Origin of the sequence: Ligaoa zhengdingensis, from assembly GCF_014384885.1 — a bacterium.
Lineage (GTDB): Bacteria > Bacillota > Clostridia > Oscillospirales > Ruminococcaceae > Ligaoa > Ligaoa zhengdingensis.
The window spans coordinates 35,780-49,526 of record NZ_JACRST010000005.1; the positions used below are offsets into that span (position 1 = coordinate 35,780).

General features: G+C 52.6%; 15 protein-coding genes and 1 pseudogene. All 16 read left to right on the forward strand.

Annotated features, from left to right (window positions below; genetic code table 11):
• Positions 1-180 precede the first annotated feature (180 nt).
• The 16 genes and pseudogenes from H8711_RS05280 (at position 181) to H8711_RS05355 (ending at position 13,655) form a co-directional block, all read left to right on the forward strand.
• Positions 181-579 carry a plasmid mobilization protein gene (locus tag H8711_RS05280; protein WP_002602094.1) on the forward strand — a complete coding sequence of 133 codons (399 nt, stop codon included), beginning with the start codon at positions 181-183 and terminating at the stop codon, positions 577-579.
• The gene (locus H8711_RS05285; protein ID WP_002602093.1) at positions 551-2,173 is read left to right on the forward strand and encodes a relaxase/mobilization nuclease domain-containing protein; all 1,623 of its coding nucleotides are present in this window, start codon (positions 551-553) and stop codon (positions 2,171-2,173) included. Before H8711_RS05280 ends, H8711_RS05285 begins: the two co-directional genes overlap by 29 nt.
• 186 nt (positions 2,174-2,359) lie before the next feature.
• The gene (locus H8711_RS05290; RefSeq protein ID WP_006058351.1) at positions 2,360-2,551 is read left to right on the forward strand and encodes a hypothetical protein; all 192 of its coding nucleotides are present in this window, start codon (positions 2,360-2,362) and stop codon (positions 2,549-2,551) included.
• Positions 2,541-3,299, forward strand: coding sequence for a phage replisome organizer N-terminal domain-containing protein (locus tag H8711_RS05295; protein ID WP_002605636.1), 759 nt, complete (start codon positions 2,541-2,543; stop codon positions 3,297-3,299). The genes H8711_RS05290 and H8711_RS05295 overlap by 11 nt, the downstream gene beginning before the upstream one ends.
• Positions 3,296-4,153 (forward strand): ATP-binding protein, encoded by an 858-nt coding sequence (locus tag H8711_RS05300; protein ID WP_002605635.1) that lies wholly within the window; start codon positions 3,296-3,298, stop codon positions 4,151-4,153. The genes H8711_RS05295 and H8711_RS05300 overlap by 4 nt, the downstream gene beginning before the upstream one ends.
• A complete protein-coding gene (locus H8711_RS05305; RefSeq protein ID WP_002605634.1) occupies positions 4,150-4,332 on the forward strand; it encodes a transposon-encoded TnpW family protein in 183 nt (60 codons plus the stop codon). Before H8711_RS05300 ends, H8711_RS05305 begins: the two co-directional genes overlap by 4 nt.
• Before the next feature lie 100 nt (positions 4,333-4,432).
• On the forward strand, positions 4,433-6,043 hold the full coding sequence (locus H8711_RS05310) for a recombinase family protein (RefSeq protein ID WP_002605633.1): 1,611 nt from the start codon (positions 4,433-4,435) through the stop codon (positions 6,041-6,043).
• Positions 6,044-6,130: 87 nt separating this feature from the next.
• Positions 6,131-6,229 (forward strand): annotated as a pseudogene (locus tag H8711_RS14195) (Maff2 family mobile element protein); the annotation flags it as partial.
• A 69-nt stretch (positions 6,230-6,298) separates the two neighbouring features.
• Positions 6,299-7,168 (forward strand): VirB6/TrbL-like conjugal transfer protein, CD1112 family, encoded by an 870-nt coding sequence (locus H8711_RS05320; protein ID WP_024724981.1) that lies wholly within the window; start codon positions 6,299-6,301, stop codon positions 7,166-7,168.
• Between the two features lie 13 nt (positions 7,169-7,181).
• Positions 7,182-7,727, forward strand: coding sequence for an MT-A70 family methyltransferase (locus H8711_RS05325; protein ID WP_002589060.1), 546 nt, complete (start codon positions 7,182-7,184; stop codon positions 7,725-7,727).
• A gap of 14 nt (positions 7,728-7,741) precedes the next feature.
• Positions 7,742-8,197, forward strand: a complete 456-nt coding sequence (locus tag H8711_RS05330; protein WP_117515823.1) for a PrgI family protein — start codon at positions 7,742-7,744, stop codon at positions 8,195-8,197.
• Entirely contained in the window at positions 8,154-10,553 is a 2,400-nt protein-coding gene (locus H8711_RS05335) for a VirB4-like conjugal transfer ATPase, CD1110 family (RefSeq protein ID WP_117515824.1), read from the forward strand. The genes H8711_RS05330 and H8711_RS05335 overlap by 44 nt, the downstream gene beginning before the upstream one ends.
• A gap of 2 nt (positions 10,554-10,555) precedes the next feature.
• On the forward strand, positions 10,556-10,930 hold the full coding sequence (locus H8711_RS05340; RefSeq protein ID WP_002569211.1) for a DUF3851 family protein: 375 nt from the start codon (positions 10,556-10,558) through the stop codon (positions 10,928-10,930).
• On the forward strand, positions 10,923-12,632 hold the full coding sequence (locus H8711_RS05345) for a CHAP domain-containing protein (protein ID WP_117470827.1): 1,710 nt from the start codon (positions 10,923-10,925) through the stop codon (positions 12,630-12,632). Before H8711_RS05340 ends, H8711_RS05345 begins: the two co-directional genes overlap by 8 nt.
• 29 nt (positions 12,633-12,661) lie before the next feature.
• On the forward strand, positions 12,662-12,913 hold the full coding sequence (locus H8711_RS05350; protein ID WP_249282468.1) for a DUF4315 family protein: 252 nt from the start codon (positions 12,662-12,664) through the stop codon (positions 12,911-12,913).
• Positions 12,903-13,655, forward strand: a complete 753-nt coding sequence (locus tag H8711_RS05355) for a DUF4366 domain-containing protein (RefSeq protein WP_002589132.1) — start codon at positions 12,903-12,905, stop codon at positions 13,653-13,655. The genes H8711_RS05350 and H8711_RS05355 overlap by 11 nt, the downstream gene beginning before the upstream one ends.
• Positions 13,656-13,747: the final 92 nt, after the last annotated feature.

Below are 13,747 nucleotides of genomic sequence, written 5' to 3' on the forward strand. Positions count from 1 at the left end.
AACGTTTTGTTAGCGGAAAGGACGGGAGCCGGGGAACGCCGGAGTTTTTCAGAGCAAGATTCTACCGAGGTGCCAAAATTCGCTCTCCGCTTATTTTTGCCCCTGCGGGAATCTTGTTGGGGAGTGCCTTCCCCAAACCCTGCTATGCGCCCTGTCGGGCGAGAAAGGAGGTCACAGACCATGCGAAAGAAATACAATACGCCCCACCGCCGTCATGTGGTAAAGACCCGCATGACCGATGAAGAATACGCCGACTTCACCGGGCGGCTGGCGGCTTATGAAATCAGCCAGTCCGAGTTTATCCGGCAAGCCATACGGAAAGCGACCATACGCCCCATTGTCACCGTTTCCCCGGTCAATGACGGGCTGCTTGCCGCCCTCTCCAAGCTCACGGCAGAGTACGGGAAAATCGGCGGCAACTTAAACCAGATTGCCCGGAGCCTGAACGAATACGGAAGCCCCTACCGGGGGCTGGAAAAGGAAGTGCGGGGAGCCGCCGCCGACCTTGCCGCCTTGAAGTTTGAAGTCTTGCAGAAAGTAGGTGAAGCCGTTGGCGATACTCAAACATATCAGCTCTAAAAATGCCAACTACGGGGACGCTGAAAAATACCTCACATTCGAGCATGACGAGTTTACCATGAAGCCCACCCTTGACGCAGACGGGCGGCTCATACCGAGGGTAGACTACCGCATATCCTCTCTGAATTGTGGCGGGGAGGATTTTGCCGTTGCCTGTATGCGCTCCAATCTCCGCTACGGCAAGAACCAGAAACGGGAGGACGTAAAGAGCCACCACTACATCATCAGCTTTGACCCACGGGACGGCCCGGACAACGGCTTGACCGTTGATCGGGCGCAGGAGCTGGGCGAGAAGTTCTGCGCCGAGCATTTCCCCGGACACCAGGCCCTTGTCTGCACCCACCCGGACGGACACAGCCACACCGAAAATATCCATGTGCATATCGTCATTAACAGTCTGCGGATTGCGGAGGTTCCCATGCTGCCCCACATGGACAGGCCAGCGGACAGGAAAGCAGGCTGCAAGCACCGCTGTACGGACGCAGCTATGAACTATCTGAAAGCCGAAGTCATGGAGATGTGCCACAGCGAGGGGCTTTACCAGATAGACCTTTTGAACGGCAGCAAAGAACGCATTACCGAGCGTGAGTATTGGGCGCAGAAGAAAGGACAGGCTGCCCTTGACAGAGCCAACGCCCCTATTGCTGCGGACGGTATCGCGCCCCGGCAGACCAAGTTTGAAACGGATAAGGCGAAGCTGCGCCGGACTATCCGGGAAGCCCTTGCCGCTGCTTCCGGCTTTGATGAGTTTGCCGCCCTGCTTCTCCGGCATGGTGTGACCGTCAAGGAGAGCCGGGGGCGGCTAAGTTACCTCACGCCGGACAGGACGAAGCCAATTACCGCCCGGAAGCTGGGGGACGATTTTGACCGGGCTGCTGTCCTCTCCGTTTTGGAGCAGAACGCCGCCAGAGCCGCCGAAAAACCCGCAGCCATAGCGGAATACCCCGGCAGTATCAAAGACCGCTTACGGACGAAAAAAGAAGCGAAAAACGCCCCGAACAATGACGCTGTACAGCGCATGGTAGACATAGCCGCCAAGCGAGCCGAGGGGAAAGGACGGGGCTATGAGAAGTGGGCGACCATGCACAACCTCAAACAGATGTCGGCTACCCTCATGCTCTACCAGCAGTATGGCTTTTCTTCCCCGGACGAGCTGGACGCTGCCATTTCCGCAGCCAACACCGCCACGCAGGAGAGCCTTGCCGGACTGAAAGGGCTGGAAGCCGCTATCCGGGAGAAAAAGGAATTGCAGCGCAACCTTTTGGGCTATATCGGCACGAAGCCCGCCCGTGACGGTCTGAAAGCGCAGAAATCGGAGAAAGCCCGGAGAGCCTACCGGGAACAGCACGAAAGCGATTTTATCATAGCGGACACAGCCGCCCGTTATTTCCGGGAGCATGGAATAACCAAGCTGCCAGCCAGCAAAGCCCTGCAAAGGGAGATTGAGCAGCTTACCGTCCAGAAGAACGCCGGATATAACGACTACCGGGAGAAACGCCAGCGGGCGCAGGAGCTTCAGACAGTCAGACGCAATATCGACCAGATTTTAAGGGGCGCACCGAGCCAGCAGAAAAAGCGTGAACAGGAGCGTTAAAGACCGCCCCGAAATGATACCGAAACCCTACAAAAATACAGGTATGATATGAACCCTTACCGCAATACTCCCCGACTTCCAAACGGGGCTTACAGGGCAGAAAAAGCCCGAAAATGATACCGAGAACATACAGAAAATGCCCCCTATCCCGCTACACCGATAGGAACGGCAGAAAGGAGCTTACCATTGCCGAGAATGAGCAAGAAGCGGCGGCTGGAATGGTCTTTCTTCCTCAACCACCGCAACCGTATCACTTACAACGACCTATGCCGGGGCTGCACCCGTGACTGCAAACAGAGCTTCCGGGCGGTTATCATACTATGCCCTCGCTATTATTCCAAACGCTGGAAAAAGGAGGACGCAGCCTATGGCAGATAACCGCAAATATTACTACCTCAAGCTGAAAGAGAGCTATTTTGACGATGATGCAATCGTTCTGCTGGAAAGTATGCAGGACGGCGTTATCTATTCCAACATTCTCTTGAAGCTGTACTTGAAATCGCTGAAAAACGGCGGGAAATTGCAGCTTGACGAGAATATCCCCTACACCGCCCAGATGATTGCGACCATTACCCGCCAGCAGGTAGGTACCGTAGAGAGAGCTTTGAAAATCTTTATGAAGCTGGGGCTTGTGGAGCCTTTGCCAAGCGGCGCACTCTACATGAGCAACATTGAGCTTTTAATCGGCCAGTCCTCTACCGAGGGGGAGCGCAAGCGCAGGGCGCGGCTGGCTTTGCAGGAACAAAAAGCCCTGCCGCAGACAGGGGCGGACAAATGTCCACCATATCGAGCGGACATTTGTCCACCAGAGATAGAGATAGAGAAAGAGATAGATATAGAAATAGAAAAAGAGAGAGAGTTAGAAACGGGACACCCCGCCCCCGCCGCCTATGGCAGATACCACAATGTCATTCTTTCCGATACGGAGCTTGACGGGCTGAAAACAGAGCTTCCCGGCAAGTGGGAGTATTACATTGACCGCCTATCCTGCCATATCGCTTCCAGCGGGAGGAAATACAAGAGCCATGCAGCCACGATTTTCAAGTGGGCGCAGGAGGACGCAGCCAAGAAAGCCCCGAAAAAGGGCATACCCGATTATACCTGTAAGGAGGGCGAGAGCTTATGACGAATGGATTTGATGAAATGATTTTGAATATGACCGACACCACGCCGGAGCCGGAGGACTACACCGGCGAGGACGGGCTTTTATACTGCGGGAAGTGCCACAAGCCCAAAGAGGGCTATTTCCCCAAAGAAACCGCCGCATGGCTGGGGCGTGACCGCCACCCGGCAGAATGTGACTGCCAGCGGGCAGAGCGTGAGGAACGGGAAGCCGCAGAGAAACAGCGCAGTCACCTTGAAACTGTCGAGCGGTTGAAGCGGCGGGGCTTTACAGACCCGGCTATGCAGGGCTGGACGTTTGAGAACGACAACGGCAAGTGCCCGCAAATGGAACACGCCCATTTCTATGTGGAGAACTGGGAAACCATGAAAGAGCGCAACATTGGCTATCTGCTATGGGGCGGCGTTGGCACAGGCAAGAGCTATTTTGCGGGCTGTATCGCAAATGCCCTTATGGAGCGTGAAATCCCCGTGTGCATGACAAACTTTGCATTGATATTGGGTGACCTTGCCGCCAGCTTTGAGGGCAGGAATGAATATATCTCCCGACTTTGCAGCTTCCCGCTGCTTATCCTTGACGATTTTGGAATGGAACGGGGAACGGAATACGGCTTAGAGCAGGTCTACAACGTGATTGACAGCCGTTACCGCAGCGGCAGGCCGCTGATCGTCACGACTAATCTCACGCTGGAGGACTTGCAGCACCCGGAGGACACCGCCCACGCCCGCATTTATGACCGTCTGATTGAAATGTGTTCTCCTGTCCGCTTTACCGGGAGCAACTTCCGAAAAGCCACGGCGCAGGAGAAAATGGGACAACTGAAAAAGCTGATGAACAGAAAGGAGAGCCGCCTATGACCAACACCCCAAAGAATGACCGCAGCACCCGCCGCCCGGATTGCGTGACGGAAATCCGCATAGGTAATTCTGTCCTTGTCGTTTCCGGCTATTTCAAGCAGGACACCACCGCCACCGCCGCCGATAAAATGCTGAAAGTGCTGGAAGCGGAAGCTGCTACACAAAAATCGGCAATTTGACGGGACGTAAAGAAGCAGAAAGGACTGTACAGCCAGCCCCGGCGTGTGGTATGATAGTCATACGGAATAGTGGGGCTGGCTGTCGGAAATGGAGGACACTATGTTAAGACAGACCACCCGAAACCTTATTACCGCCCTTTATCCGAGATTATCCCACGAGGACGAGCTGCAAGGTGAGAGCAATTCTATTTCAAACCAGAAGCGTATTCTCGAAACCTATGCGAAGCAGAACGGCTTTTCCAATCTGCAATGGTACACAGATGACGGTTATTCTGGGGCGAACTTCCAAAGACCCGGTTTTCAAGCCATGCTTGCGGACATTGAAGCCGGAAAAGTCGGCACCGTTATCGTCAAGGATATGTCACGGTTAGGGCGAAACTATCTGCAAGTGGGAATGTATACGGAAATGATTTTCCCACAGAAAGGCGTCCGCTTTATCGCTATCAATGACGGAGTGGACAGCGCACAGGGCGACAATGATTTTGCCCCTCTGCGGAACATTTTTAACGAATGGCTGGTGAGAGATACGAGCAAGAAAATCAAAGCAGTAAAACGGTCTAAGGGTATGAGCGGGAAGCCCGTCACGAGCAAACCCGTATACGGCTACTTTATGGACGAGGACGAAAATTTTATCATTGACGGGGAAGCCGCCCCTGTTGTGCGGCAGATTTACAGCTTGTGCCTTGCCGGGAACGGGCCGACCAAGATAGCCCGTATGCTCACAGAGCAGGAGATCCCCACGCCGGGAACGCTGGAATACCGTCGGACGGGAAGCACCCGCCGCTACCACCCCGGCTATGAGTGCAAGTGGGCGACCAATACCGTGGTACATATCCTTGAAAACAGGGAGTACACGGGCTGTCTGGTAAACTTCAAGACGGAGAAGCCGTCCTACAAGACCAAGCACAGCGTAGAGAACCCCATTGAGAAACAGGCGATTTTCGAGAACCACCATGAGCCTATCATTGACACCCAGATGTGGGAGCGTGTGCAGGAGTTACGCAAGCAGCGCAAACGCCCGAACCGCTATGATGAAGTGGGCTTATTCTCCGGCATACTCTTTTGTGCCGACTGCGGCAGCGTCCTTTACCAGCAGCGTTACCAGAACGCCACCCGCAAGCAGGATTGTTATATCTGCGGGAGCTACAAGAAGCGTACCCGTGACTGTACGGCGCACTTTATCCGCACCGACCTGTTGACCGCCGGAGTGACCGACAATCTGCGGAAAGTCACCAGCTATGCAGCGAAGCACGAAGCCCGGTTTATGAAGCTGCTGATCGAGCAGAACGAGGACGGGGGCAAGCGCAGGAACGCCGCAAGGAAAAAGGAGCTGGAAGCCGCCGAGAAGCGTATCAGCGAGTTATCCGCTATCTTCAAGCGGCTGTATGAGGACAGCGTGACCGGGCGCATTTCAGACGAGCGTTTCACGGAGCTGTCGGCAGACTATGAAGCCGAGCAGAAAGAACTGAAAGAGAGAGCCGCCGCTATCCGGGCAGAGCTTTCCAAAGCGCAGGAAGCCACGGTAAACGCAGAAAAGTTTATGAATGTTGTCCGCAAGTACACCAGCTTTGAAGAACTTACCCCTACCCTTTTGCGTGAGTTTGTGGAGAAAATCGTTGTGCATGAGTGCAGCTATGACGAGAACGGCACACGCAGACAGGACATTGATATTTATTACTCTTTCGTTGGCAAGGTAGACCTGCCCGAATGACCGCCCGACCTATCCGGCGCAATGCGCAAACGCCGGATAGGAACGGCAAAATTTTTTACACTTCTACTACTTCTTTATCACACATCAGCAAAGAGCCAGGGCATGAAGCAGCTCATGGCCGGTGCTGGTGTAGCCGTGGTAGGCATGGTCCTTGTACCTCTGCTCTCCGGGCTTTTCTCTGTCTAAGCGTCTCCGTATGAAATCCTTGCCGCTCCCGCAGTTTTGCGGGGGCGGCGGAAAGGAGGTTGACACCGTATGGATTTCTTACTTGAAGCCCTGACAAATTGGCTGAAAGAAATGCTGGTGGGCGGCATTATGAGCAACCTTTCGGGGATGTTTGACAGTGTAAACCAGCAGGTCGCGGATATATCCGTACAGGTAGGCCAGACCCCACAGGGATGGAATGGCAGTATTTTCAGCATGATTGAGAATCTGTCCAACTCCATCATGGTGCCGATTGCAGGCGTGATCCTGGCTATCGTGATGACCGTAGACCTGATCCAGATGATCGCAGACAAGAACAACCTGCATGATGTGGACACCTGGATGATTTTCAAGTGGGTGTTCAAATCAGCCGCTGCCATCCTCATTGTCACAAATACATGGAATATCGTGATGGGCGTCTTTGATATGGCGCAGAGCGTAGTGGCGCAGGCGGCAGGGGTTATCAATTCGGATGCGTCCATTGACATTTCCTCAGTTATGACCGATCTGGAACCGAGGCTGATGGAAATGGATCTGGGACCGCTGTTCGGACTGTGGTTCCAATCCCTCTTTATTGGCATTACTATGTGGGCGTTATATATCTGTATCTTTATCGTTATTTATGGCCGTATGATCGAAATCTACCTTGTGACTTCGGTGGCTCCCGTTCCAATGGCTGCAATGATGGGTAAAGAATGGGGCGGTATGGGACAGAATTACCTCCGATCCCTGCTGGCGCTGGGCTTTCAGGCGTTTCTCATTATCGTCTGCGTGGCAATTTATGCTGTGCTGGTGCAGAACATCGCTCTGGAAGATGACATCATCATGGCAATCTGGAGCTGCGTGGGCTACACCGTACTGCTGTGCTTTACGCTGTTCAAAACCGGCAGTCTCGCAAAATCAGTCTTTCAGGCGCACTAAAGGAGGGTTCTGTATGAAAAAATATCAAATCATTTACGCAGACCCGCCATGGAACTACAAAGTATATTCCAAGAAAGGATTGGGACGCAGTGCAGAAAGTCACTATCCGACCATGAGTATCGAGGATATTTGTGCGCTGCCAGTAGGCAACTTGGCGGATAAAGACTGTGCCTTGTTTTTATGGGTCACGATTCCATGTTTACTGGAAGGTCTCTCAGTTCTGAAGGCATGGGGATTTACCTATAAAACCGTCGGCTTTGTTTGGGTAAAGCAAAATCGAAAGGCAGATAGCTTGTTCTGGGGAATGGGATATTGGACGCGCTCCAATGTGGAACTTTGTATCCTCGCAACGAAAGGACATCCCAAGCGTATAAACGCAGCTGTTCATCAGGTCATTGTCTCTCACATTGAAGAACATTCAAAAAAACCGCAGGAAGCCAGAGAACGCATTGTCTCATTGATGGGTGATCTCCCGCGCATAGAACTGTTTGCTCGTCAATCCACACCCGGTTGGGATGTGTGGGGAAATGAAGTGGACAGCTCTATTTCATTCCCATAAAGGAGGTGGATAATATGGCTTATGTACCCGTACCCAAAGATTTAACCAAAGTCGAAACCAAGGTCATGTTCAATCTGACACGAAGGCAGCTGGTCTGCTTTACCGCCGGGGCGCTTGTAGGTGTACCGCTGTTCTTGTGGCTCCGTGAGCCTGCGGGAAACAGCATGGCTGCCATGTGTATGATGCTGGTCATGATGCCCTTCTTCCTGCTGGCAATGTATGAAAAGCATGGACAGCCCCTGGAAAAGATCGTGGGCAACATCCTCAAAGTAGCTGTGATCCGTCCCAAGCAGCGTCCCTACCAGACCAATAACTTTTATGCCGTATTAAAGCGGCAGGAAATGCTCGATAAGGAGGTGTATGACATTGTTCACCGCAATGAAAAGCTGGCTGCGCCGTCTGCTGGGAAAACCGGAAGAAAAGACCGTGCATCCGGTAAAGACAAAGAAAAAGCTGTCCCGCGCCGATAAGAAGCAGATCGAAGCGGCCATTGCCCGCGCCAACCGCACGGACAAAAAAGGAAAATCGGCACAGGACAGTATCCCCTATGAACGAATGTGGCCGGACGGGATCTGCCGCGTATCGGACAGCCACTACACAAAGACCATTCAGTTTCAGGACATCAACTATCAGCTCTCCCAAAATGAAGATAAGACCGCGATCTTTGAGGGCTGGTGTGATTTCCTCAATTATTTCGACAGCTCGATTCACTTCCAGCTGTCTTTTTTGAACCTTGCGGCATCGGAGGAGACCTTTGCCAACTCCATTTCCATTCCGCCCCAGGGGGATGCCTTTGACAGTATCCGTGAGGAATATACCACGATGCTGCAAAATCAGCTGGTCAGAGGCAACAACGGTCTCATCAAGACCAAATACCTGACCTTTGGTATCAACGCTGACAGCATCAAAGCCGCCAAGCCCCGTCTGGAGCGTATTGAGACCGATATACTCAATAACTTCAAGCGTCTTGGTGTAGCCGCCAGAACATTGGACGGTAAGGAAAGGCTTTCCCAGCTTCATGCGGTATTCCACATGGATGAACAGCTCCCGTTTCAGTTTGAATGGGACTGGCTGGCTCCTTCCGGCCTGTCCACGAAAGATTTTATTGCACCAAGCTCCTTTGAGTTCCGCACCGGCAAGCAGTTCCGTATGGGCAAGAAATACGGGGCTGTTTCTTTTTTGCAGATTTTAGCCCCAGAGCTGAATGACCGTCTGCTGGCTGATTTTCTGGATATGGAAAGCTCGCTCATTGTGAGTATGCACATTCAGTCGGTGGATCAGGTGAAAGCCATCAAAACGGTAAAGCGTAAGATTACCGATCTGGACCGCAGTAAGATTGAGGAACAGAAAAAAGCAGTCCGCGCCGGATATGACATGGACATCATTCCTTCTGACCTTGCCACCTACGGCAGCGAAGCGAAAAAGCTGTTGCAGGATTTGCAGAGCCGAAACGAGAGAATGTTCCTGGTCTCCTTTTTGGTGCTGAACACAGCGGACACCCCCCGTCAGCTTGGCAACAACATCTTTCAGGCAGGCTCTATTGCCCAGAAGTATAACTGCCAGCTGACCAGACTGGACTTCCAGCAGGAAGAAGGGCTGATGAGCTGTCTGCCCCTGGGACTCAATCAGATCGAGATTCAGCGAGGGCTGACCACCAGTTCTACGGCTATCTTTGTACCATTCACCACACAGGAATTATTCCAGAACGGCAAGGAAGCGCTGTACTACGGCATCAATGCCCTGTCCAACAACCTCATCATGGTGGATAGAAAGCTGCTGAAAAACCCCAACGGCTTGATTTTGGGTACGCCGGGTTCCGGTAAGTCTTTCAGCGCCAAGCGTGAGATTGCCAACTGCTTTTTGCTTACCAATGATGATGTCATCATCTGTGACCCGGAAGCGGAGTACGCACCTCTGGTGGAGCGTCTGCATGGGCAGGTCATCAAGATCTCGCCTACCTCAACCAACTACATCAATCCGATGGATCTGAACCTGGACTATTCGGATGATGAAAGCCCGCTGTCCCTCAAGTCTGACTTTATCCTCAGCTTGTGTGAGCTGATCGTGGGCGGTAAGGACGGATTGCAGCCGGTGCAGAAAACCATCATCGACCGTTGTGTGCGTCTGGTCTATCAGACCTACCTCAATGACCCGCGCCCGGAGAATATGCCCATACTGGAGGACCTATATAACCTGCTCCGTTCACAGGAGGAAAAGGAAGCCCAGTATATCGCCACGGCCCTTGAAATCTATGTAACCGGCTCCCTCAATGTGTTCAATCACCAGAGCAATGTGGACATCAATAACCGCATTGTCTGCTATGACATTAAGGAGCTGGGCAAGCAACTCAAGAAAATCGGTATGTTGGTGGTCCAGGATCAGGTGTGGAACCGCGTTACCATTAACCGCGCTGCCCACAAGTCCACCCGTTATTACATCGACGAGATGCACCTGCTTTTGAAGGAGGAGCAGACCGCCGCTTATACGGTGGAAATCTGGAAGCGATTCCGCAAATGGGGCGGTATTCCGACAGGTATCACCCAGAATGTCAAAGACCTTTTGAGCAGCCGCGAGGTGGAGAACATCTTTGAAAACTCCGACTTCGTGTATATGCTCAACCAGGCAGGCGGAGACCGTCAGATTCTCGCCAAGCAGCTGGGCATTTCCACGCACCAGCTTAGCTATGTGACCCACTCCGGTGAGGGCGAGGGCCTGCTGTTCTATGGCTCCACCATCCTGCCCTTCGTTGACCACTTCCCGAAGAATACTGAGCTTTACCGCATTATGACCACCAAACCCCAGGAACTGAAAAAGGAGGATGAATAACTATGAAACAGAATATTTGCGAACTTGATACCATGATTTTTTTCCGTGAGGCATTGGAGGCTCACGAATTCATGTTGCTTCCGGTAATGGCCTCCGCTGTTGTTGAGTGTCGTACCGCTGACAAAGAACTCAAAACCTTGAATGAGGATGGCGAAATTGGTCTTGCCCGTCTCTTTTCGATTTGGGCGAATATGATGTGTGCCCCTGGTGCAGCAACCATTGTAGGGTGCAGACCTATCACAATGCTCTCTGAGATTCTGGCGCAAGTCCATGCGTATCTCACCGTGCATCCGCTATATGATCCGGAAGGTTTGGCCCTCTATGTGGAGCTGCACCACATGATGGATGCTATCCTAATGGGTGATTGGTTTGAATAAAGAGCCGCGCCTGCGCTTTACTGATGAGGAACGGGCTGACCCTGCACTGGAAAAGCCGATCCGCAAAACGGAGAAAGCTACGGCCAGAGCAGATAAGGCGCAGGCCAATATTCCAAAGAAAAAAGTCAGACAGACGGTCATTGACCCGGACACCGGGAAAAAGACCTCGAAGCTGACCTTTGAGGACAAGAAAAAACCACCTTCCAAACTTTCCCAAGGGGTTAAGGAAGCTCCCGTCCATCTGGTCGCGGGCAAGTTTCACAAAGAGATCCGGGAAACAGAACAGGACAATGTGGGCGTGGAAAGCGCCCACAAGTCCGAGGAGGCGGTGGAGACCAGCGCTTATCTGGTGCGGGAGGGCTATCGCAGCCACAAGCTGAAGCCGTACCGCAAAGCAGCCCAGGCCGAGCAGAAGCTGGAAAAGGCAAATGTAAATGCCCTGTACCAGAAGTCCCTACGGGAAAATCCTCAGTTTACCAGCAACCCTCTCTCCCGCTGGCAGCAAAAACAGAGTATCAAAAAGCAGTATGCCGTCGCCAAGCGCACCGGTCAGACTGCCGGAAATACCGCCCAGGCTGCGTCCAAAACCGGAAAAGCCGCAAGGACGGTAAAAGAAAAGGCACAGCAGGCAGGGGCATTCGTCATGCGCCACAAGAAGGGCTTCCTGATGGCAGGGGTTTTTTTCCTCATCGCCTGTATGCTGATGAATACCATGTCCTCCTGCTCTATGATGGCACAGAGTATTGGTTCTGTAATTTCCGGCACTACCTATCCATCGGATGACCCGGAAATGCTGGCGGTGGAGGCAGATTATGCAGACAGAGAAGCTCGGTTGCAGGAGAAAATCGACAACATCGAAAGCAGCCACCCAGGGTATGACGAGTATCGCTATAACCTGGATATGATTGGCCATGACCCCCATGAGCTGGCGGCAGTTCTCTCTGCTGTCTTGCAAGGCTATACACGCCACAGCGCACAGGCAGAGCTGGATCGTGTGTTTGATGCACAGTATCAGCTTACGCTGAGAGAAGAAATTCAGATTCGCACTTACACTGACGAAGATGGTGATGAGCATGAATATGAATATCGTATTCTCCATGTAACTTTAACAAGCCGTTCCATTGCCTCTCTTGCGCCAGAACTACTGACTCCGGAGCAGATGGAGATGTACCAGGTCTACCGACAGACTATGGGCAATAAGCCGCTGTTATTTGGTGGCGGTTCTCCCGATACAGGTGTTTCTGAAGATTTGACTGGTGTTGAATTTATCAATGGCACCCGCCCCGGCAATCCGCAGCTGGTGGAACTGGCGAAAAGTCAGGTGGGCAATGTGGGAGGACAACCTTATTGGAGCTGGTACGGCTTTGACTCCCGTGTGGAATGGTGTGCCTGCTTTGTATCATGGTGCTATGGTCAATCCGGTCGAACGGAACCACGCTTTGCTGGTTGTCAGTCTCAGGGTGTTCCGTGGTTCCAGTCTCATGGACAGTGGGGCGCACGAGGATATGAAAACATCGCCCCCGGTGATGCCATTTTCTTCGATTGGGATCTGGATGGTTCCGCAGACCATGTGGGAATTGTTGTCGGCACCGATGGCAGCCGTGTTTATACCGTGGAGGGAAATTCCGGCGATGCCTGCAAGATCAAAAGTTATGACCTGAATTATCAGAGTATCAAGGGCTACGGCCTGATGAACTGGTAACAGAGATTTTTTAGAAGGAGTGATAGACGATGGCAAAGAACAAAATTGAACGCATTGACCAGGAGATTGCTAAGGTCCGCGAGAAGATCGCAGAGTATCAGGAAAAGCTCAAGGCGCTGGAGGTACAGAAAACCGAGGCAGAAAATCTGGAGATCGTCCAGATGGTGCGCGCACTGCGTATGACCCCGGCTCAGCTGAGCGCCATGCTGTCCGGAGGCACAGTTCCCGGCAGTTTTGCTGATGACAACAACAAACAGGAGGAAAACAGCTATGAGGAATAAACGATTGCTCCGAACACTTTCCGCCCTTTGCCTGACGCTGGTGCTGGCATCGGGCTTTACCGTTCCCGCTTTTGCCCAGGGCGCAGCGCCGCCCCCGGCAGAGGATACCACCAATGACAGCAATGTGGTGGTGGAAGAAACGGAAAAAGCACCTCCGCTGACCCCGGAGGGCAACGCCGCTCTGGTGGATGATTTCGGGGGCAATAAACAGCTCATTACCGTTACCACCAAGGCGGGCAACTATTTTTATATCCTGATCGACAGGGCCAACGAGGATAAAAAGACTGCTGTTCACTTTCTGAACCAGGTGGATGAAGCGGACCTGATGGCGCTGATGGAAGATGGAAAACCCAAAGAGGAGCCGCCTGCTGTGTGCAGCTGCACGAAGAAATGTGAAGCAGGGGCAGTTAATACGGCCTGTCCGGTCTGTGTAACTGATAAGAGTAAATGTACGGGAAAAGCACCGGAACCTCCGGCAGAAACACCGGAGCCGGAAAAAGAGAAGCCTGCCGGACTGAACCCGGCTGCGCTGATCCTTCTGCTGGCTCTGCTGGGCGGCGGTGGCGTATTTGCCTACTTGAAGCTCGTTAAGAATAAGCCTAAGACCAAGGGCAATGACAGTCTGGACGATTATGATTATGGTGAGGAAGATTCCGAGGAATGGGAAACCGAAGATGAGGAAGTCCTTGAGGATGGTTTTGAGGGTTCTGACCCTAATGAGGAACGCGATAGAGCAGATTGAACCATTTGAGCGTAGCGTATTTCAAATCATTGCGGGATAAGGGACAGAGGACAGGGAGAAATTACTGTCCTCTGCTGCTCTACTCACTCTCT